Origin of the sequence: Methanothermobacter defluvii (genome assembly GCF_003385755.1) — an archaeon.
Taxonomy (GTDB): Archaea; Methanobacteriota; Methanobacteria; order Methanobacteriales; family Methanothermobacteraceae; genus Methanothermobacter; species Methanothermobacter thermautotrophicus.
Genome location: NZ_QREL01000001.1, coordinates 298,609 through 317,916, shown reverse-complemented (window position 1 = coordinate 317,916; position 19,308 = coordinate 298,609). Strand labels below are relative to the sequence as shown.

22 protein-coding genes are annotated in these 19,308 nt (G+C 49.9%); 8 read left to right on the top strand and 14 right to left on the bottom strand.

Going from position 1 to position 19,308, the window contains the following annotated elements:
- Nucleotides 1–20: 20 nt before the first annotated feature.
- Together C7452_RS01790 and C7452_RS01785 are read left to right on the top strand one after the other, a co-directional pair.
- Complete coding sequence (locus tag C7452_RS01790) at nucleotides 21–860, top strand: deoxyribonuclease IV (RefSeq protein ID WP_342769712.1); 840 nt, start codon at nucleotides 21–23, stop codon at nucleotides 858–860.
- A gap of 176 nt (nucleotides 861–1,036) precedes the next feature.
- Entirely contained in the window at nucleotides 1,037–2,152 is a 1,116-nt protein-coding gene (locus tag C7452_RS01785) for an AAA family ATPase (RefSeq protein ID WP_115892034.1), read from the top strand.
- A 101-nt stretch (nucleotides 2,153–2,253) separates the two neighbouring features.
- Here the strand turns inward: C7452_RS01785 and hemA are convergent, their stop codons facing one another.
- The 14 genes from hemA to C7452_RS01715 form a co-directional block, all read right to left on the bottom strand.
- Nucleotides 2,254–3,453 (bottom strand): glutamyl-tRNA reductase, encoded by a 1,200-nt coding sequence (gene hemA / locus C7452_RS01780; RefSeq protein WP_115892033.1) that lies wholly within the window; start codon nucleotides 3,451–3,453, stop codon nucleotides 2,254–2,256.
- Complete coding sequence (locus C7452_RS01775; protein WP_245942755.1) at nucleotides 3,450–4,067, bottom strand: precorrin-2 dehydrogenase/sirohydrochlorin ferrochelatase family protein; 618 nt, start codon at nucleotides 4,065–4,067, stop codon at nucleotides 3,450–3,452. Before C7452_RS01775 ends, hemA begins: the two co-directional genes overlap by 4 nt.
- Nucleotides 4,068–4,078: 11 nt before the next feature.
- The gene (locus tag C7452_RS01770) at nucleotides 4,079–4,546 is read right to left on the bottom strand and encodes a methanogenesis marker 9 domain-containing protein (protein WP_115892031.1); all 468 of its coding nucleotides are present in this window, start codon (nucleotides 4,544–4,546) and stop codon (nucleotides 4,079–4,081) included.
- Nucleotides 4,547–4,669: 123 nt separating this feature from the next.
- A complete protein-coding gene (gene atwA / locus C7452_RS01765; RefSeq protein ID WP_115892030.1) occupies nucleotides 4,670–6,262 on the bottom strand; it encodes a methyl coenzyme M reductase system, component A2 in 1,593 nt (530 codons plus the stop codon).
- A gap of 93 nt (nucleotides 6,263–6,355) precedes the next feature.
- Nucleotides 6,356–7,084, bottom strand: coding sequence for an MJ0144 family RNA dihydrouridine synthase-like protein (locus tag C7452_RS01760; RefSeq protein ID WP_115892502.1), 729 nt, complete (start codon nucleotides 7,082–7,084; stop codon nucleotides 6,356–6,358).
- A 63-nt stretch (nucleotides 7,085–7,147) separates the two neighbouring features.
- Nucleotides 7,148–7,897 carry a GTP cyclohydrolase III gene (locus C7452_RS01755; RefSeq protein ID WP_115892029.1) on the bottom strand — a complete coding sequence of 250 codons (750 nt, stop codon included), beginning with the start codon at nucleotides 7,895–7,897 and terminating at the stop codon, nucleotides 7,148–7,150.
- Nucleotides 7,894–8,799: a 2-phospho-L-lactate transferase gene (gene cofD / locus C7452_RS01750; RefSeq protein ID WP_115892028.1), complete on the bottom strand. Its 906-nt coding sequence runs from the start codon at nucleotides 8,797–8,799 to the stop codon at nucleotides 7,894–7,896. Before cofD ends, C7452_RS01755 begins: the two co-directional genes overlap by 4 nt.
- 45 nt (nucleotides 8,800–8,844) lie before the next feature.
- The gene (gene cofE / locus C7452_RS01745; RefSeq protein ID WP_115892027.1) at nucleotides 8,845–9,603 is read right to left on the bottom strand and encodes a coenzyme F420-0:L-glutamate ligase; all 759 of its coding nucleotides are present in this window, start codon (nucleotides 9,601–9,603) and stop codon (nucleotides 8,845–8,847) included.
- A 13-nt stretch (nucleotides 9,604–9,616) separates the two neighbouring features.
- Complete coding sequence (gene purO, locus C7452_RS01740) at nucleotides 9,617–10,222, bottom strand: IMP cyclohydrolase (RefSeq protein WP_115892026.1); 606 nt, start codon at nucleotides 10,220–10,222, stop codon at nucleotides 9,617–9,619.
- A 120-nt stretch (nucleotides 10,223–10,342) separates the two neighbouring features.
- Nucleotides 10,343–10,732 carry an ExbD/TolR family protein gene (locus tag C7452_RS01735; RefSeq protein ID WP_115892025.1) on the bottom strand — a complete coding sequence of 130 codons (390 nt, stop codon included), beginning with the start codon at nucleotides 10,730–10,732 and terminating at the stop codon, nucleotides 10,343–10,345.
- 4 nt (nucleotides 10,733–10,736) lie between these two features.
- The gene (locus C7452_RS01730; protein WP_115892024.1) at nucleotides 10,737–11,576 is read right to left on the bottom strand and encodes a MotA/TolQ/ExbB proton channel family protein; all 840 of its coding nucleotides are present in this window, start codon (nucleotides 11,574–11,576) and stop codon (nucleotides 10,737–10,739) included.
- 150 nt (nucleotides 11,577–11,726) lie between these two features.
- A complete protein-coding gene (gene rnhB / locus C7452_RS01725) occupies nucleotides 11,727–12,347 on the bottom strand; it encodes a ribonuclease HII (RefSeq protein ID WP_115892023.1) in 621 nt (206 codons plus the stop codon).
- 34 nt (nucleotides 12,348–12,381) lie between these two features.
- Complete coding sequence (locus C7452_RS01720; RefSeq protein ID WP_115892022.1) at nucleotides 12,382–13,452, bottom strand: rod shape-determining protein; 1,071 nt, start codon at nucleotides 13,450–13,452, stop codon at nucleotides 12,382–12,384.
- Between the two features lies 1 nt (nucleotide 13,453).
- Nucleotides 13,454–14,086, bottom strand: coding sequence for a hypothetical protein (locus C7452_RS01715; protein ID WP_115892021.1), 633 nt, complete (start codon nucleotides 14,084–14,086; stop codon nucleotides 13,454–13,456).
- 218 nt (nucleotides 14,087–14,304) lie between these two features.
- On the opposite strand from C7452_RS01715, the gene C7452_RS01710 reads away from it, so the two are divergent.
- The 6 genes from C7452_RS01710 to C7452_RS01685 all read left to right on the top strand — a co-directional run bounded on the left by C7452_RS01710 (nucleotide 14,305) and on the right by C7452_RS01685 (nucleotide 19,243).
- The gene (locus C7452_RS01710; RefSeq protein ID WP_115892020.1) at nucleotides 14,305–14,994 is read left to right on the top strand and encodes an archaetidylserine decarboxylase; all 690 of its coding nucleotides are present in this window, start codon (nucleotides 14,305–14,307) and stop codon (nucleotides 14,992–14,994) included.
- A gap of 36 nt (nucleotides 14,995–15,030) precedes the next feature.
- The gene (locus tag C7452_RS01705; RefSeq protein WP_115892019.1) at nucleotides 15,031–15,723 is read left to right on the top strand and encodes an archaetidylserine synthase; all 693 of its coding nucleotides are present in this window, start codon (nucleotides 15,031–15,033) and stop codon (nucleotides 15,721–15,723) included.
- Between the two features lie 5 nt (nucleotides 15,724–15,728).
- Complete coding sequence (locus tag C7452_RS01700) at nucleotides 15,729–17,054, top strand: DUF515 domain-containing protein (RefSeq protein ID WP_115892018.1); 1,326 nt, start codon at nucleotides 15,729–15,731, stop codon at nucleotides 17,052–17,054.
- Between the two features lie 81 nt (nucleotides 17,055–17,135).
- Nucleotides 17,136–18,035 (top strand): hypothetical protein, encoded by a 900-nt coding sequence (locus C7452_RS01695; RefSeq protein ID WP_245942752.1) that lies wholly within the window; start codon nucleotides 17,136–17,138, stop codon nucleotides 18,033–18,035.
- Nucleotides 18,036–18,065: 30 nt separating this feature from the next.
- The gene (locus C7452_RS01690; RefSeq protein ID WP_115892016.1) at nucleotides 18,066–18,788 is read left to right on the top strand and encodes a class E sortase; all 723 of its coding nucleotides are present in this window, start codon (nucleotides 18,066–18,068) and stop codon (nucleotides 18,786–18,788) included.
- An 89-nt stretch (nucleotides 18,789–18,877) separates the two neighbouring features.
- Nucleotides 18,878–19,243: a dihydroneopterin aldolase family protein gene (locus tag C7452_RS01685; RefSeq protein WP_115892015.1), complete on the top strand. Its 366-nt coding sequence runs from the start codon at nucleotides 18,878–18,880 to the stop codon at nucleotides 19,241–19,243.
- Nucleotides 19,244–19,308 lie beyond the last annotated feature (65 nt).

Genomic DNA, 19,308 nt, shown 5'->3' with positions numbered 1-19,308 from the left:
ATCTCCCTTCCTTTTTAGTGGTGTTGTTTTTGATAAGGGTTGGTCCGGCAGGTAACCCTGTTGGTTACCGTGGAAGCACCGTCAATGTCTTCAGCAAGATCAGGGCCATGGGACTGGACGCCTACGAGTACCAGGCAACCTATGGCCTCAGGTTAAAGAGGGAGAACGCCATCAGGATCGGAGAGAACTCCAGGAAGAATGACATCCTTGTCTCGATGCACGGACCATACTACATAAACCTCTCATCGGCCAAGAAGGAGACCGTTGAAAAATCCATTGAACGCCTATTTGACTGTGCCGTTGCAGCGGAACTGATGGGAGCCTACAGGATCGTATTCCACCCGGGATTCTATGGAGACCATGGAAAGGCCGGGGCCCTTGAACTCTGCATCAAAGCACTGGACGAGCTCATCGAACGCCTCCATGGTACAGGGATCAGGGAATTCATCCTTGCACCTGAGACAACAGGCAAGAGATCACAGGTCGGAAGCCTTGATGAGATAATACAGCTTTCAGAGGAATTCGATGAGGTCATGCCCACCATAGACTTTGCACATATACATGCAAGGGGTGGTGGATGCATAAGGGACGCCTCCAGTTACAGGGAGATACTTGAGAGGATCGAGTCAAGAATTGGGCCCCATCACCTTCACTGCCACTTCACCGGGATAGAGTACACCGACGCCGGGGAGAGGAAGCATCACAGCCTCTCTGAGGGCTACGGGCCTCCCATAGAACCCCTCATAGAGGTTCTTGTGGATGGCGGTTGGGACGCCACCATAATCTCCGAGACACCCATGAAGGACGCTGATGCCGTGAAAATAAAGGCCATCGTCAATGAATACCTCCAGAGAGAATAGAGCTCTGGAAGGTAACCTGTATAAGTGAGCCATCTAACCTATGCCACGCGAACAATTTATCTATCTTTCTGAAAACCTAAAGGTTTATACAGCCACACACACAATTTATCTATGATGAGTTTATTTCTGAAATATATCACAGTATCAGAATTTGTTTCTGAAGAACAGGTGATGTGGTGAAATTCAACAATATAGTCTATGACCCCCAGGTATCCGATAAAAAGTTTCCAGTGCAGGCATCAGACCCTGAAAGGGAGGCGAAACTTGTTGTGCTGCAGCCAGTTGGATACCCCTTTGTATGCAACCTCATGGAGGCTCCAAGGATAGACGCCGTTAACAAGGAGCTCTTTGAGATATACGCCAGGGACCAGTGGGAGGGCTTCAGGGCATCTGAGGGTTCATACCTCTTTGACCAGAAACTGCTCCCTGACTATGCCTTCAAGATAATAAGAGCCCACCCTGACGGCTCAAAGATAACCAGGAACACCTCAATAATACTCCTCGAGAACGAGAGGGAGGAATTCCATGAGGTCAGGAGCAGCATCACCATGGATGACGTTATCGGGCAGGAGGACGCCAAGATAAAGTGCAGGATAATCATGAAGTACCTTGAAGATCCAGACCGCTTCAGGGACTGGGCACCCCGGAACGTCCTCTTCCATGGAAGCCCCGGCACAGGTAAGACCATGCTTGCAAAGTCCCTTGCAAATGAACTTAAGGTACCCCTCTACCTCATAAAGGCCACGAGCCTCATAGGGGAACATGTGGGTGATGGTGCAAGGCAGATACATGAACTGTATGAACTCGCATCAAAGACAGCCCCAGCAGTCATATTCATAGATGAAATGGATGCCATTGGCCTTGACAGGAGATACCAGTCCCTCCGTGGAGACGTATCAGAGGTCGTAAACGCACTCCTCACAGAGATGGATGGTATAAACCAGAACTGGGGTGTTGTAACAATAGGGGCCACCAACAACCCTGAACTGCTTGATAGGGCCATAAGAAGCCGTTTTGAGGAGGAAATTGAGTTCAAACTGCCTGATGATGAGGAGAGAAGATTGATCCTTGAGAAGTACATTGAAACCATGCCCCTCAATGTTGATTTCCCTCTTGATAAACTTGTCAAGCTCACAAGGGGAATGTCAGGGAGGGATATAAAGGACAGGGTTCTTAAGACAGCCCTCCACAGGGCCATAGCAGAGGACAGTGAATCTGTTAGGCCCGAACATTTAGAGTACGCCCTTAAGGAGCGTAAGGTCTCAGGCGAACCCAAACACATGTTTGCCTGAAAAAACCTTTTATTGATCCATATAAGACCCAAAAAAATCCGCATTAAAAAACCCACAGAGATCCCTATAAGACCGCAAAGAGAAATCTCTCATTTAAATGCTTATTTTAGATTCCCGCACTTAAAGAGTTCCGCGCACATGCTCAAAAATTCATCATCACCCCTCTCAGCCGCCTCACGGATACTGATGGCTATATCATGAAATATCTTATCCACGATGGACCTGCTGAGACCATCAATAACCCTCGCAGGGTCAGAGGAGTTCATGATCTTGTTGAGGGCCCTTTCAGCCTCGCGCCTCCTGATGGACTCCATGTTACTCCTCACCTCTGCAAGGAGGGGTTCGACCTCCATGTGCTTGAGGGACCTCAGGAGGAGCTTAAGTTCACTTTTAACGATTCTTTCAGCCTCCTTCGCCTCAGCCTCTCTCCTTCTCCGGTTCTCTTCCGCCACCCCCCTCAGGTCATCAATTGTGAACAGCCTGATGCCAAGTTCCCTCACTGAGTCCTCTATGTCACGTGGGTTTGCTATGTCCACCATGACAACGGAGGATCTCCTCTCCGGGGGTATGGCGTCCCTTACACGTTCACGGGTCAGTATGTGGTGGGGTGATCCTGTGGCGCTTATAATGACGTCTGCGTCCCTCAGGGCCCTGTTGAGTCTGTCGAAGTGTATAGCCTTTCCACCGAGTTCACATGCCAGCTGGTAGGCCCTCTCATAGGTCCTGTTGGCCACCATTATGGCGCTGAGGTGCTTCTCTGCAAGTGCCCTTGCAACGAGGGTCCCCATCTTACCTGCCCCTATGACAAGGACCTTCCTGCACTTCAGATCTCCGTGTATGGATTCTGCAAGGTCAACTGCGGCTGATCCTATGGAAACAGAGCCCCTGTTTATCTGGGTCTTCCTCCTGACGGTCTGCCCCACATGGACCGCCTTGGTGAACACCATGTCAAGGACCGGACCGCAGGTCCCATCACGTAGGGCCTGAACCCTTGCAGCCTTTATCTGGCCGAGTATCTGGTCCTCCCCTATTATCATGGATTCAAGGCCGGATGCAAGTCTCAGGATATGCCTGAGGGCATCCTCGTCCCTTTCAACTGTAAATCCATCGAAGTCAAATCCCGCAGGTATATCACTGACTGAAAGGTAGTATTCGATGCGGTTGCAGGTCCTTATCGGGACCTTCTCCATCACAACTCCCCTTGACTCGAGTTCATCCACAAGGGCCTGCATCCTCTCATGGGAGGACTCCATGGTCTTCACATCGGATGTCTTGTGGTCCAGCCTTATGTTGAGAATCACCTGCAACCCCCCATCCTATCCCTGATTATGATTTCAGCCCTTTCAACTGCCCCATCAAGGTCTCCCCCCTCAATCATCTCCCTCACCCCTGGGTCCTCGGAAATTTCATAGAGTATCCTGCGCCTCTTCCTGTGATCACCGACCTCCTCCATTAGAATACTGCGGGCCCTGTCCTGGACCTCTATCATGAGTAGGTCCTCATGGGTGATGGCCTCCTGGATCCTCTCCCTCAGATACCTCGCCATCAGGGGGCTCTTTGTCCCTGTGAAGATGGATACTGAAACCTCTCCAATGCTGAAGGTGGCCGGGACCACCACGTTGCCCCTTGAAGGGTCATCTGCCCGGTTTATCAGTTTACCGTCTGCGAGTTCACTCACCCTTTCATTCAGGTCCCTGTCTGGGCTTGCTGCCACAATGAGGTCGGCCCAGTCCACCCAGTACTCAAGGTCATCCTCCACGGCAGGGATGGTCCCCTCAATTTCTGATGTGCCGATAACAGCGACCTCTGCTCCTGCTTCAAGGAATCTCTCAGCCCTCCTCCTCCCCACCCCACCGGAGCCGACGATGAGGACCCTTCTACCATCCATGTCTATGTAGAGGGGTGTGAGGGACATCATATCATCCGTCAGAGGGACTTCATTCTCAGTATCTTCATTGCAGTCCTGATGTCGTTGCCTGCCTCCTCAAGGGCCTCCATGGCCTCCTCGGGAGTTACATGGAAGGCATCTGCCAGGGCCTTCACGCTCTCGGTGTCAGGTGCTGATGTGCCTACCAGTTCCTCGGAGAGTTTCTTCTTGAGTTCCATGTACTCCTCTGTGGTCATGTTTATCCTCTTCATTGCCATGTCCCGCAGGGGGCATGGCTTTGATGGCTTGCAGCACCATACCAGGGACCCGAAGCATGTCCCCTGACCCTCACCAAGCCTTGTTCTCTTTGCGAATGACTCCTTAATTTCAATGTAATCCTGGGGTGTGAGTCCTGCCTCCTCGAGGGCTATCATTATGGGGCAGGGTTTAACCGGCGGGCAGCAGAAGGTGAGTGCCCTCTTATCACCACCCCTGCAAACATGGGATGGTGCATCGCTCCATACCAAACAAAGTCCTCCTTTATTAATTATATTTATTCAATTAATAAAACGTCATGGTTAACAGATACTTTAATGCCTTTAATTACAGTTTAATAAATAAATTGCGGTCCCCCGATTAAATGGGAGTATTTACTCCCTGAGCATCTTGCTCTTCTCATCGGGTGTTAGGTCGCCGACGATTGACTCGGGGTCGCCTGTCTTTAGAATCCTGCCGCCCCTCATAAGAGATGCCCTGTCACATACATCCAGTACAAAGTCCATGTCATGGGATATTATGAGGAAGGTCTGATTAAGTTCCTCCCTTGCCTTGAGGATGGAATCTGTGACCTGCACCCTTGTTATGGGGTCCATTGTACCTGTTGGCTCGTCAAGTATTATTATGCGGGGCTCCTTGATGAGAACCTGGGCAAGGGCGACCCTGTGCCTTTCACCACCTGAGAGTTCATCGGGGTACTTGTTCAGGATGCTCTCGGCGTATTTCTCGTCGAATCCGACAGCCTTCAGTACATATACAGCCTTCATCCTGGCAAATTCAGCTGGCAGCTCCAGGCTTATGGCCTCTGTGAGGTTGCCCAGGACATCCCTGTGGGGATAGAGGCTGTACTCCTGGTGGAGTATTCCAAGGTAGGGTGTTACACGGCCACGGCCGAGGGGTCCCTTCTCGGTCATGTCAATCCATTCATCACCGAGCCTGACACAGACCTTCCCGCTGCTGGGCTCTGTGATACCTATTATTATCCTGGATAGGGTTGTCTTCCCGGCACCGCTTAGGCCAACAACACCGAAGATCTCTCCCTCATAGACCGTGAGGTCAACCCCATCAACTGCTTTAACAACACCCCTGTCAATGGAGTAGTAGTGTTTCTTGACATCAATCATCTTTATTATGGGGTTCTTCTGTTCGAATTCCTTGGCCTTTTCAGGGGCAGGTACCTGTTCCATAAACCTGGCCACCACTGTCTCCGGGTCTCCCTCCTCAACAATTTCGCCCTTCTCGATCCATATGGCGTAGTCTGAGAGGTCGCTCATGACCTCTGGCCAGTGGGAGGTTATGATCATTGTGATGCCCTTGTCCTTGACACCCTCAATGAGTGCATCGTGTATGAGTTCCGCTGTCTGGGGGTCCAGTGTACCTGTTGGTTCATCGGCAAGGAAGAGCATGGGCTCCTTTGCAAGCTGTCGTGCCAGTACGACCCTCTGTTTTTCACCCCCGCTCAGGTCCCTTGCAATGTGGGTTATCCTGTGGCCCATCTGGGTCATCTCAAGGAGCTCAAGGGCCCTGTAGAGGGCTGTCTCATATTCAACTTCAGGCATTGACTTTATGACGTTATCGATTACTGTGTCATCCTCGTAAAGGGCGAAGGTCCTCTGCAGCATGATGGCTATCCTTCTCCTCACCGCAGAGAATATCTTCTTGTCACAGTTCCAGAAGTCGACCTCCTGCAGTGCGAACCTTGATCCGCAGGAGCATTCCCTGCCATCAAAGGATGGTGGCTCCACCCGAAGGCATTCAGGGCAGATGGCGACGTTGTAGATCACGCGGCCACTGTCCGGTCGGTACTCCTTCATGCCACGGAGCATGTTGATGAGAACTGATTTTCCGGCTCCACTCCTTCCGAGTATGCCCAGAACCTTGCCCTCATCGATTTCGACACTGATATCCCTCAGAACCTCAACACCCTTAAACTTCTTTGTGACATTTTCCAGCTTTATGAAAGACATTTGCTCACCCTCAGCTACCAGAATCAACATTGTCAGTAAACATGAATCTGTATATTCTTTTGATGAAGGGACTATTAAAATTTTCCTAAATTTTTAGTCTGAATTAAATTTCAGTTCCCTGAGGTTGAAGCTTATTCTGCCTGATATTGCTGCCCTTGCAACCGACACGGCATCAGCTCCAGCTGCAAGCATCGCCCTCGCAGATTCAAGGTCCCTCACAGAATTGTTACCTATGAGGAGGGAGTCCCCCTTGACCTCTGAAACTGTGGATACAAGTTCAAGGTCAGCCCGATCCTCACCGGGCTTCATTGCATCCAGGTGTATGTAGTCGACCCCGAGGTCAGCCAGGACCCCTGCCACCCCCGGGGTGTCAGCTCCAGGTACGTTTCCACGTATCTTGACTGAAACCTCAGATCTCGCCTTCCCTACAACCTCCGCTGTGAAGTCCTCAAGGAATTCAGGGTCCAGGAGCATTGACTGGCCAGCCCCTATCCCTGTTATCTCCGGCTGTCTGCAGTGTGCATTGATCTCAACAACGTCAACAGACTCAATGGAGGAGATTTCTACTATCCTTTCAGGTTCAAGGGCCCTCAGGTTCACTGAGACCCTTACATCGAACCTCTCCTTTATCCTTGAGGCCTCATGATCTATGATTGATCTCAGTTCAGAACAGTCAAAATCAAATTCAGGTCTCCCCCTCCTGGCTATGAGCCTGCCGGCCATGGAGGTCTCTCTATCCGCATTGTAGCCTCCCAGGGTGACCATGTCGAATCCATAGGGGATAAGTTTCATGCAGAATTCAGCGTCACTTATTCCTGCCATGGGGGCCAGGACCATTATACTATCAGCAACCCAGATTTTATGGATAATCAACTGATTAGGCAACTATTCCTTCATAACATGGACCAGGTCATAGGTGAAGCCGCCCCTTATTTCCTCGAGGGCCAGGTCAGCCAGGTTGGCCGCCTTCTCAGCTGTAGGGGCCTTACCTATACCCGCCTTAAGTGCCACGTTTATTTCATCATCTATCTCATTGAGTATCCGCAGGAGTCCCTGTGGTTCAAGACCATTGCATGGGGACATGAAGTTGTCTCCCCCTATGAAGAAGAGCAGGGCACCCTCCTTTATCAGCTTCTTCATCAAGAAGTGCTGAACCCTGTTCACGATGAATGATGTGTCATAGGCAGGCACAATATCGGTCATTGTCTCTGTGATGCCATTGATATCGATGTGAGCTATCTGCACGTAGCCCTCATCCACAAGGCCGTCTATGGCAAGTACCTCCTTCCTATCCTCTGACTGGGCGCCCCCATGGCTCTGAAGAGCCCTTGAAGCGTTCCTCTGGGCATCGTAGGGTGTCTCAGCAGCACCCACACCCATGCTCACGGTTATGGGGTACCTGTTGCCTATGGATTTCTGTATCCTGCGGTGGTCCTCAAGGTCCATTCCATTGGTGACCGCAAGCATGTTATCGAATCTTGTGAAGAACACAAGTCCCTGACGGGCAGCGAACTGGCGCTGAAGGTCAGCGTAGAGCTCTGCCTGCAGTATCTGAAGATCCGCCTCGTTACGTGGGGTTGGTGTGACTGTCCATGGCCCATAATTGTCTATTTGAATCAAGGTCATTTGTATCATAATATTTCACCCAAAAGTATTCTGGCCAACATTATTTTATCCCCTATGTTTTTCATGTTGGTCTTTGTTATTGTCACCTCTTTTATTAGTTTTTCTATTTCCCCCTTGAGATCGGAATCGGTTTCATCGATTATCAGTCTGTCAAGGAAATCTCTGTAGATCTCTGCAACCCCAAGACTTGACGCCTCATAACCCTTAGCCTCCATGAATTTCCCGGCTGGACCGCTGAAGGCTCTTCCACCTGTAAAGGGGGATACGGCGGATACATTCACCCTTCTGAGGGAATCAATGACCCCATCCATATGTATTATTGGCCCTATTGATGTGATCGGATTTGATGGTCCCACTATAACCGCATCTGCTGATTCAATGGCATCGAGTACGCCGGGTGCGGGTTTAACCCCTTTGAACCTCACATCAAGGACTTCTGGTTCAGATCTCCTCTCAACAAGAAATTCATGGAACTCCATATCCCCCTCATCGGTGACTATCACTATGCTGGATTCCTCATTGCTCATGGGCAGAACCCGGGATTTGACGCCCAGGGCCCTGGACTGTATCTCCACAGCCCGGTGAAGGGGCATCTCCTCCATGAGGAGGGTCTTCTGTATCTTAAATGCCCGGTCCCTGTCCCCTATCCTCAGGAGTTCAGGACATCCAAGTTCCCTGAGGGTATCATGGGTGATGAAGGTATCACCCTCCACACCGTACCATGTATCCTCATTGATGATACCCGCGAGGGTGTAGAGAACGGTGTCAACGTCAGGGGCCACATAGACTCCAGAAAAGTAGCCGTTCTCAACTGTGTTCACTATAACCGTTATCTCCTCAGGATCAAACACCCTGACGAGCCCCTGCAGGAGCTTGGGTGTTCCTGTACCACCCGATAGAACAGTTATCATTGATTACCTCCACACAGGATATTCATATTAGCTAGATAACATTGATCAGTCCCTGAATACGTCCAGTTCCCTGGGCCTTAACAGTGATTTCACACTCCCCGCTGATCTGAGGTGTTTCCAGGGGTATCCTCTGATAATAACAGCGGGTACGCCCTCATCTGCCTGGCCCATTACAAGGGATGCTGCAGCCGCAAGTTCATCTGCAACTGCAACCCGGGTGGTCTGAAGGCTCCTCCCATAGAGGTCCCTCTCACCCTTACGGTCCCAGATGGGTGAGAGACCGGCAACACCCACGGCAACACCCACGGCTCCCTCCCTGAAGGGCCTTCCCTGGGTGTCTGATATTATAACAGCAAGCTCCCTTCCGGTGGCCTCCTGCAATGTCTGCAGTATCCTCTCCGCACTTCCATCAGGGTCACGGGGGAGGGGTGTTGCCAGGCCATCGTCAACGTTGGACTCGTCGATACCTGCATTTGCACATACAAAGCCGTGTCGGGTCTCGGAGACTATGAAGTCATGGCCGACCCTGATTATTTCACTGGACTCCCCCAGGATCGCCTCAACGAGTGAAGGGTCCTTACCTGTTCTCTCTGCGATATCCAGAGCCTCGGGGGATGGTTCGATTCCCTCAAGGTCTATTGTGTTGCCCTCTGCCTTGGACACAACTGTCTCGGCGATCACGATTATGTCACCATCAAGGAGGTTCTCCCCCCCTTCATTGAGGGCCTTGATGATGAGATATGCAATGTCATCACCCTCCCCCACCAGGGGCATGCCCTCGACTCCAATTAAAGTTATCCCCATCCAAGCACCCTTACTACTCTCGTGTTGCCAGCTTCCAGCCGTCACCGCCATTGAATGCGGCTGCCGCTGTGACCGGATGGGTGAAGGAGGCGAAAGCACCCCCTTTAAGTATGAATTCCGCTGCCTCCTCCGGACTTCCTGCCTCGAATTCTGTGGCTGCCGGCTCTGTCTGTTCATAGGTGGCGATGTACACTGGTGTCTCCTCCGGGACTCTGCTGACCATCATCCCGTCTGCAGTCACTATACCTATGAAGGCTTCTGAGGCGTTGATGGCCGCTGCTATGCGGGGGGTGTTGAGTTCATCCTTCTCATAGTCCATCGCAAGGAGTGAAAGACCGATGGCGTCCCTGAGGTTCATGCCGAGGGCCACCTTATCTGCGATGGTGTCTGTATGGGACCCGTTGGATACAACCGCAGTGTCACCAACTATCCTGATGCAGTTATAGGCTATGTACGGGTTCCTGAAGACATCCCCTTCATGGCCCTCCACCGGGACAACTGACACCCTATCCTCATGGAGGCTGGTTGTCCTGTTGGGGAATGATCTGCTTGAAACCCTGTATGCCACAAAGGAGCCCTTACTGTTTCTTCCGACTGCAAGTATTCTTCCAAGATACAAAAAACCACCACTTCAAACTTTTTATGAGGATTCCTATGAAGGTTTTTATGAAATTATGAAATTATGAAATTCAACAGGGACATGAGTAAGTTCCGGACCATTGAGTTCCTCGGTGAATGACTATGAGGGAGTCCTCACAGCCCTTTCGACTGGAAGGTCCGGGGGTGTGGTTATGATTATGGCCCCCTCCTTTGGTCTTATTATTATTTCACCCTCATCTATGACCCTGGTGTGGACAGCCACCGCACCGTTCCTTATGCGGTCAGACATGTCAACGCCGTTAACGGTGACCCTCCGGAGGCCTGCCACCGGTATGAGGTAGTACTCAGAGGGTCCTGTGTTCTCACTTATCTCAGGTTTTCCAGACGCCTCGCCAGACCCGCCGCCGGAGAATGTTGCTGTCACAACAAGGAAGATCAGTATTGTGAAGAGTATATCAATGAAGGGGACCATGTTGAATCTGGGCTTCCCATGGATCTTGTTCCTGTACCTCTCTGTGTCAAGAACCATCCTATCACTGTCTCAGCTTACTTTCAATGATCTCGGCACTCTTACCGCATCTTTCAATTATAATATTGTTTATGCTCTTCTCAAGCATGCTTGGTTTGAATGCGACCACCACATTGGCATCGGGTTCATCAACGACCCGGACACTCACCACACCATCAGAGTCCATGAGGGCCTTCACCACATCATCCACATCCCCCTCAACCCTTATCCTCATAACGGCGTAGCCCCAGTTGGTCATCTTCTTTATGAGCTCAATCTTGTCAATCTCATCATCGATTCTTCCTGTTATGTAGGAGTAGAGTGGCATCAGGATGATGGCGACGGCAAGTCCAAGGATGGTTGTTATCAGGGCCACATAGATCCCCTCAGCCATTGCAGCAGGGTCAGCGTTAACCCCAAGGGCCCTGAAGGTGTACCAGATCCCTATAACAGTCCCTATCAGACCCAGCATCGGTGCCACCTCTATGATGGTCCTCAGGGTGCCGAGGCCCCGGGTCATGTTACTCATCTCCACGATGAACACTCGCTCCATGGCGTCCTCCACCTCTGAACGGTTCCGGTACCCTATCTTGAGGGCCTCTGATATTATCTTTGATACCGGGTTCTGGTACTGACCTATCTCTCTGAGGGCCTCCAGGGCCCCTCCCTTCTCCATGGACTCATTGACGGCCCCTATTATCTGGGGCGTGCTTACACGTGAAATTTTCCTCAGGTAGTGTATCTTCTCAAGTGCTGTGATGAACCCGTAGATCCCTATTACTGCTATGAGGTAGGTGATAGCACCACCGCTGCGGAACATCTCAAGTAATGTGCCGAAGAAGTTGATGACCGGATCGAGAAACATTTTTCTGCCTCACCTGGTGGATATTTAAAAATCAGGGGTATTTAAGAATAGTGGTTTTAATCCCGCTAGAAAGTTAAGGATATTGTGGTCTTAAGCGACATGAAATGCTGAAGTCACCACAACACAGCTTAATCCTTAGTTTCAATTAATTTACTGCTTCTTTTTCTGAACGGTTGCCCATGACCTCCTCACAAAGTCTGGCAGTTCATCATAGGTGAATGATTCAAGAAATTCCCGGGTACGCGGGTCAGAGGGGTAACCGGACCCGATATCCCCAAGTTTCCTGTTCTTCTTCTGTATCCTCTCTATCTCAAGATCCCTTTCGACCTTGGCTATTATGGATGCCGCGGCCACAGGATAGTACCTTGTATCTGCACCGTGCTCTGCAATGACCTCAATTTCCCCGAAGTGTGACCTGATCTCCTCCGCAAGCCTCTCTGGCTTAACATCCACCGAGTCAATAATCACGCGTTCTGGCTGGGCCTCAGCTATTATCCTCTTTATGGCTATCTTCTCAATATCATTGAGGTTGAAGCCCCTTTCACGCATTCTGTCAATGTCAGAGGCCGAGATCTTAACCGTGAATACCCTGGCTATTCTTCTTATCTTCCTTGCAAGGAACCTTCTCCTCTCTGGTGTGAGCTTCTTGGAGTCCTTCACACCCATCTTGCGGAGTATTGAGAACTTCCTCTCAGGTATCATCACACCAGCAACAACCAGGGGGCCTATCACCGGTCCCCTTCCAGCCTCATCAATCCCGAGAACCTTCATCCTTTTGAGGCCCCTTCCAATAAAAAAAGAAATATTATTTCATGGCCTTGAGCCTTACCTCTGGTTCGAGGGCCCTTGGCTCTGCAGCAACTATTGCGGCTCCCTTGGCCACCACCGTCATGGGGTCATCTGATATCTCAACAGGGATGCCCACCTCATCGTAGATCCTCTCCTTCAAACCCCTAAGCTGTGAGGTTCCGCCAACAACGACTGTCTTGTTGTAAACCCCGGATATCAGTTCCGGTGAGAGTCTCTCAAGGACCTCTGCGATGGATTTAACAATACCATTCACCACTGGCTCTGCTGCCTCTGCAACCATCTCTGAATCAATTTCCACCTTTTTGGGTTTGTTGGTTTCCATGCACTTTCCTATGACCACTGTTTTGAGGTTTTCAAGTTCCTCATCGCATCTTACCATCCCGACCTCTATCTTTGCCTTCTCTGCTTCATGGATACCTATCTCAACATTGAATTTCTCCTTAACAAGTTCCACTATGTTGCTGTCTATGTCGTCTCCACCAACCCTTATGGTCTGGATATCAGTTATTCCACCAAGGGATATCACCACGATGTCACTTGAACCGGCGCCGATGTCAATTACCATGGTACCTGATGCCTCGGCTATTGGAAGACCTGCCCCTATGGCCGCTGCAAGCCCCTCACTTATAACAAGGACATAATTAGCCCCTGCCTTCCTCCCTATCTCCTCAACGGCGTTCCTCTCAACCTCTGATGCGTCCCCGGGTATGCCTATAACTATCCTGTCTATGGAATCAGAGTCACCGGCACCCATCTCCATTGCATAGACCAGGAGGGCCTCTGCCTGGGCCACGCTCTCAATAACACCCTTCCTGAGGGGTCTCACAGCAACTATATCCTCAGGGGTCCTCCCGAGCATCATTTTTGCCTCTTCACCCACTGCAAGGACATATGATGGGTCATCCTTTTTCACAGCCACCACAGATGGGATCTTGTAGATATCAAATTTATCTCCTGCCGGCTTGGCAACAACGGTGTTGAGGGTACCCAGGTCTATCCCGAGTGTGTTGGTGATGGCACTCTTCTTTTCAGGTTTTTCTTCAGATTTCTTTCCAAATGAAAACATTTCACTCCTCCTCGAATATGTCTTTAAAGTCAACTGCAAATATGTTGTTACGGGATGCTATTTCAGCTATCCTCTCAACGTCCTCCCTTTCATGGACAGAGATGAGAAGTGTTACAAGAACAACGTCTGTAACCTTGAAGAGGGGGTCTATGATGTTCCTTATTACTGACGGAAGCTTCTCTGTGAGATAAACATCTGTCTCGATGAAACCACTTGTTTTATCTTCAAGTATGAATGAGAAACCAACATCGCTCTTTTCAGCCTCCCCTGCAAATTTCTTCATATAGTTCTCCGGTGCAACAAGGAGTACAAGGTTGGGTTCGTTCTCAACGTAGTAGGGGGCTATCTTAATGTAGGCTCCTCCTTTCTCCTTACAGATGAGTGAAAGGTCCCTTATCTTGTTGCTGTCACCATAAAGCATGATCAGGTCAAACCTCTTCCTTAAAAAGGAGTCTCTGATGGTAACGTGTTCCCTGAAGATTATCCTTACAAGGTCCCGGGATGATATCGCCTCATAGGCCACAGAGTTAACCATGTCCTCATTACCAGCAATTACACACCACAGTTTATCTGAACTCTGGGCCGTTGAGACCTGTGCCGCCTTTCTGAGAACCTTTATCTTACTTTCTATCATCACCATCACATCTACCAGAAGGAACTTGTAGAATGAAGTTCCCCCATCGGAGGGAAGCTTTAACTTGGATTACATTTAATCTTCAGTACATGAGTATATATATCTTTCACCAGAATATTCACATTCTGAGGTTCCATAGGGTGTTCATATCGCTGTGAACTCCATGTGAGAAGAAACCTATCAGACCAGATTACCGGTAATGGAAACAGGTGAGTTATTTGTTTGTAAAGGGCGTTGCAAAGAGGGCCAGTTTCCTTGTGAGCGTGGCCACAATTCCCCTGCTATTTGGTTACCATGCCATAGGCATACTCATGTTCACGGTCATAGCCTTCATGATGCAGTTCTTCAGGGACCCTGAGAGGATACCTCCCTCTGATGAGAACCTCATCATTGCCCCCGCAGATGGAAGGCGCCTTTCAGGTAAGATAGACCGGATAGAAAGGGTGGGATCAGATTACCCCCTCATTGACAGGATATTCCCTGATGGGGGTGGTGGTATCCTCATAAGTACCTTCATGTCACCCTTCGATGTCCATGTTAACAGGGCCCCAGTCTCGGGCAGGGTGATATACACCGAGCATGTTGATGGCAGGTTCAGGGTGGCCCGTTCAAGGGTACTCACTGAAAATGAAAAAAACTTAATTGTGATAAGAACAGATTATGGGAACGTTGGTGTTGTCCAGATAGCGGGCTTCGTTGCACGGAGAATCGTGCAGTACGTTAAAGAGGGCGAATATGTTGAGAGGGGCGACCGTATAGGTATGATAAGATTCTGCTCTAGGGTGGACCTGGTACTGCCTGAGAACTGTGAGGTGCTTGTGAGAACCGGTTCAAGGCCCATGGCCGGGGAGACGGTGGTGGCAAGGTTCAATCCAGGCAAAAAAACGGATGAATGTGCAGTGAAATGATGACTACCAGATTATAAGTAAAAAGGGTGGCGGTTGATGAACGATAAAAAAATAACCTCATTTATAGCTCTTCCAGATCTTTTATCAATGCTAAATGCATCTTCTGGTTATCTGTCCATTCTGCTATCCATTGACGGTTCCCTTAACGGTGCATGCATACTTATGCTCCTTGCAGTATTATTTGATTCCCTTGACGGCTGGGTTGCGCGAAAAACAGGAAGAAGGGACATCCATGGATTCGGTAAAAACATGGACTCCCTTTCGGATGTAATATCCTTTGGTGTTGCACCGGCCATTCTCATCTATTCCGCGGCTGCTGATTTTCGATATGTTAATATATTAGTGGGTCTCTTAATAGTATTATGTGGTATACTGAGACTTTCAAGGTTCAATGTTCTCACAGGGGGTGGGAAGAACTTCACGGGTCTGCCAATACCCGTCGCGGCTGTTACAATATCATCATTCTATCTCACGGGATTTTACAGTGAACTGCCTGCTGCCTTCATGATGATTGCAGTTTCAGTTCTGATGATAAGCAGCATAGTATATCCGCGGGTGGATGGTATAAGGGCCTCTACAGCCCTCATACTGATAATCGCAACCATACTCTCGGTTGCAACCGCAGAGATCCTTGGAGCCGCCAGTGTCGTGGCAGGTCCCGTGGCGATAATACTTTTCATCGCTACTTTGACCTATATTGCAGTGCCCATACTACCTAAAGAGATGTGATCTGAATGCTGGACAAGATTAAGGGTAATGATAGGGATAAAAAAAATAATCCTCCTGACCTCCGTAAAAGCAACGATAAAGGTGATTCTGACATTGGGGGTAAACTGAAGGGACTTGTGGGTAAATTCAGTGGTGGGAGTGATTCTAATAAGAAAAAACCTCGACCCATGCCCAAACCCCGCCCGAGGCTGAAAACTCCTGAGAAGCCGGAAGACCGGAAGCCGCTTAAAGGTGGAGAAAAACCAAAGCCGCGTTTGGGCAGTGAAAAGCCAAGACCAAGGCTCACACCACCCCCCAAGAAGCCAGATGGCCCTTCGGGTGGTATAGGGAGAAGAATCCCTGAGGAGGAACAGAGGACCATAATAGGTGCCCTTGTATTCGGCCTCATCATCCTTGTGCTTGCAGGTGCAGGGTACTACTTCCTGGTCTACCAGCCATACCAGGAGACCCTGCAGAATGCCAAGGCCACAAAGATCGCCGAGGTTGACGCCCTCTTCAAGGGGCCCCTTGCAACGGATCCCCAGAAACAGGCCATACTTGCCCAGATAGACGCCGCGGTGACGCCGGAGGAAGCCCTTGCAGTTGATGTTGTTGGGCCGGCCACCCAGTCCTGGCGTACCTATCAGAACCAGCAGATAAATATCAAGAAGGACCGCGTGGGCAGGGTCATGGTGAACTACACCGATAACGACCAGGAAAAGCGTGTGATAATGAAGGTGGACGATGCCAAGAAATTCGTGAGCCAGGCCGATGCAACCGTACTTGCCAACACACAGATCCAGACCCCGGATACAGTTGCCGTGCCCATCATGATAACAAGGCTGCAGGCAGCTGGTGGACTTATAAGTGTTGGGGATATGGTAGACGTCTACCTCAACCAGAATGCAACCGGGAACAACACATCACCTGCAGCATCAACACCACGTATAAGTGGGGCGACTGTCCTTGCGATCCTCCGGTCAAAGGACAGTGGAGCCGTTGATGCGCGAATACTTAACACCCAGAGACTTACACTGAACAGTATAACATCACAGAGCGAAAACGAGAGGGCATCATCAACTGATGTTGAGCAGCTGCTGAGGGCTGCGGCATCAGGGGGTCTCAATGAGGCAGAGATCAACGCCATACTCCAGAATTATGGTATACGGCTCTCAAGCTATGAGAGATCATCAAATCTGGGTGAACTGGACACCAACTACCTCATCATCCTTGAGGTCCCAAGGGAAGATGTCCTGTTCCTGATACAGAACATGAACAGTATAATTCTCACCGTGCCAACACAGAACGCACCCCAGTGGATGATACAGGAGCTGCAGAGAATATACGGTTAATCAAAAACAAAAAATTTAATTAATTTTTATTTAATATTCTATGTGGGGATGCTTATGAAAAAATTGGTGTATATGGCTATAATGGCAATATTTATTATTTCTGTCCTGGGAGTTTCAGATACAGGTTCCGCTGCAAAGGAGACCTGGGTTAAGGAGAAACCAGAATCAACCAGTTTCAGGTTGAAGGATCTCACAGCTGTCATCACAGTTAAGATAAAGAACAATGATAACAATGTTCAGTACTTTAAGATAGGACATGTATACCAGGGAAGTCTGTCTGAGAACAGCACCATAAGATGGCTGATTCAGTGGACAAATCCTGCAGCAGTTAAGATGGTTAAATCAAGGAGCCCTGAACTTGGAGGGGACTACGGATGGAAGATTAGGCCTGGAGAGACAAAGACCGTGTCCTTCGGCCTTCAGGCCACAGGTGACATGGGGGAGATACCCAGCTACATCGTTAACGTTGAATCTGATGACAGCAACTACTGGCCCCTCATAAACGAACCGGGTCTCATGGCTTCATGGTTCATGCCAAATGAGATAGAGGTGCTGAACCCCTCCCTTGACCTCAAGTACTGGAAGGGGACCTTCGGATTCACACTGATAAACCTGGATGAGGAATCCGTCTCCGGAATCGTAAGGGCCCCTATAGCCCCTGCAAACTCCAGGCTCATATACAGCAGCCCGAAGGCCTTCGTGGATGATGACCTCTTTGTGAGCACACAGGTGGCTGCCTGGGATGTCACAATGGAGCCCGAGACATCACAGAGGTTCGTCTACACCTATGAATGGCCAGCCAAGGTCAGTGGTAACGGCTCACAGGGCAGCGGATACTACCCTCCAGGCACCCTCTACGGAGCCACCGGAACATCAGCAGCATCCACTTCAGGGGCAAAGACCGGTGCGCCCTATGGGCCCCTGGTGATAGGTGTGCTGGTGACAGCAGCCGCAGTTGCATACACAAGGATCATGCGCTGATCCACCAACCATTTTTTTATTTTCAGGGACATGAGAGCATCAACTCTTCTGATAATCACAGGCATGTTCATAGTATCCCTCTACGCCCTCATTGAGGTGAGTTTTTATTCATCCCAGGTAACCGTGCACAGCCCCGATGTAAGGGCCCCTGTCATTGAAGTACCCTCCATAAACCTCACAGAGACCATCAACAACCGGTCAGTCTTCTACGGGGTGTACCATGAACCCATGTCCTACCCTCCCGGAAACCGGACGGTTATACTCTTCGGGCACAGGACCCTCTATGGTTCCCCCTTCCTTCACCTGGATAAACTCAGGGCAGGGGACAGTGTATACCTGAACTGGCCGGGCGTAGGATTTGCTGAATACCGTGTTAACAGGTCATTCATTGTGCCGGCCTCCTACCAGATGCCGGTGAATCAGGGTGCGAAGCTTTTCCTCATAACCTGCCACCCCCTGGGGTCCACCAGGGAGCGGCTGATAGTTGAGTGCCACTTGGAGGGTATAAAACCCTACCAGAGGAATGTCAGGGTCGATAACCCCAAGAGCTACTATTCGATTCCAATAATCCTGGGTTTCCTCTCTGCTGGACTTCTGGTTACACGATTCTATCCTGTTGAGGAGGATAGGAGGTTTCTCCTTGCAGCGGTCATCGGACTCACTGTATTCCTTGTGCTGGGATACCTGTTCCCGATACCTCCAGAATTCATCTCTGATAAGCTAATGGAATTCAATAACATCCTCGGCATTTGAATAAATAGTGAAGTTTAAGTGATTGATAGTACCCTGGAGAAAAGCTTTTACTGGAATGAGTGAAACTGAAGATTTTGGTGGTGTTTGATATGAATGAACCTAGAGAGAAGTACTTTTCAAACCTGTCAGACAGGGAGAGGGCAATATTCGAGGGTGGCATAAGTATGGGGGCCCTCTTCCACCAGTTCACCGGGACGCCTGTCAGCCTCGAGACAGCAGATGGACTTGAGAGTGCCATCAGTGAATCCATAAAACTTCAGCCAGCCATCATGGACGTTGAGGTCCATATAGACAGGGATATGATCAGAAAAACCGCGGGGGAATTCGGTTACGTCTCCCTCACCGGGGACATGCTGAGTGTGAGGTTGACCGTGGAGCATGGTTCAGAAAGGGTGACCGTCCGCATGGAGTACCTGGAGGAACTCAGGTATCCTCTGATGTACATAGAAGACTGAGTAAACCATGAAATGGAGAATCTCAGGTACCTGATTTACATAGGCCCTGGAAAACCTGAAAACCG

Excerpts from the sequence above, each read along its gene's own strand:
- C7452_RS01775 (WP_245942755.1), bottom strand. The coding sequence starts at position 4,067 with ATGTCCCTCACACCCCTCTACATAGACATGGATGGTAGAAGGGTCCTC.
- atwA (WP_115892030.1), bottom strand. The coding sequence starts at position 6,262 with ATGTCTTTCATAAAGCTGGAAAATGTCACAAAGAAGTTTAAGGGTGTT.
- C7452_RS01760 (WP_115892502.1), bottom strand. The coding sequence starts at position 7,084 with ATGGCAGGAATAAGTGACGCTGAATTCTGCATGAAACTTATCCCCTAT.
- C7452_RS01755 (WP_115892029.1), bottom strand. The coding sequence starts at position 7,897 with ATGATACAAATGACCTTGATTCAAATAGACAATTATGGGCCATGGACA.
- cofD (WP_115892028.1), bottom strand. The coding sequence starts at position 8,799 with ATGATAACTGTTCTATCGGGTGGTACAGGAACACCCAAGCTCCTGCAG.
- cofE (WP_115892027.1), bottom strand. The coding sequence starts at position 9,603 with ATGGGGATAACTTTAATTGGAGTCGAGGGCATGCCCCTGGTGGGGGAG.
- C7452_RS01735 (WP_115892025.1), bottom strand. The coding sequence starts at position 10,732 with ATGGTTCTTGACACAGAGAGGTACAGGAACAAGATCCATGGGAAGCCC.
- C7452_RS01730 (WP_115892024.1), bottom strand. The coding sequence starts at position 11,576 with ATGTTTCTCGATCCGGTCATCAACTTCTTCGGCACATTACTTGAGATG.
- rnhB (WP_115892023.1), bottom strand. The coding sequence starts at position 12,347 with ATGAAGGTTCTCGGGATTGATGAGGCTGGAAGGGGACCGGTGATAGGC.
- C7452_RS01720 (WP_115892022.1), bottom strand. The coding sequence starts at position 13,452 with ATGTTTTCATTTGGAAAGAAATCTGAAGAAAAACCTGAAAAGAAGAGT.
- C7452_RS01715 (WP_115892021.1), bottom strand. The coding sequence starts at position 14,086 with ATGATAGAAAGTAAGATAAAGGTTCTCAGAAAGGCGGCACAGGTCTCA.
- C7452_RS01705 (WP_115892019.1), top strand. The coding sequence starts at position 15,031 with ATGAACGATAAAAAAATAACCTCATTTATAGCTCTTCCAGATCTTTTA.
- C7452_RS01700 (WP_115892018.1), top strand. The coding sequence starts at position 15,729 with ATGCTGGACAAGATTAAGGGTAATGATAGGGATAAAAAAAATAATCCT.
- C7452_RS01695 (WP_245942752.1), top strand. The coding sequence starts at position 17,136 with ATGGCAATATTTATTATTTCTGTCCTGGGAGTTTCAGATACAGGTTCC.
- C7452_RS01690 (WP_115892016.1), top strand. The coding sequence starts at position 18,066 with ATGAGAGCATCAACTCTTCTGATAATCACAGGCATGTTCATAGTATCC.
- C7452_RS01685 (WP_115892015.1), top strand. The coding sequence starts at position 18,878 with ATGAATGAACCTAGAGAGAAGTACTTTTCAAACCTGTCAGACAGGGAG.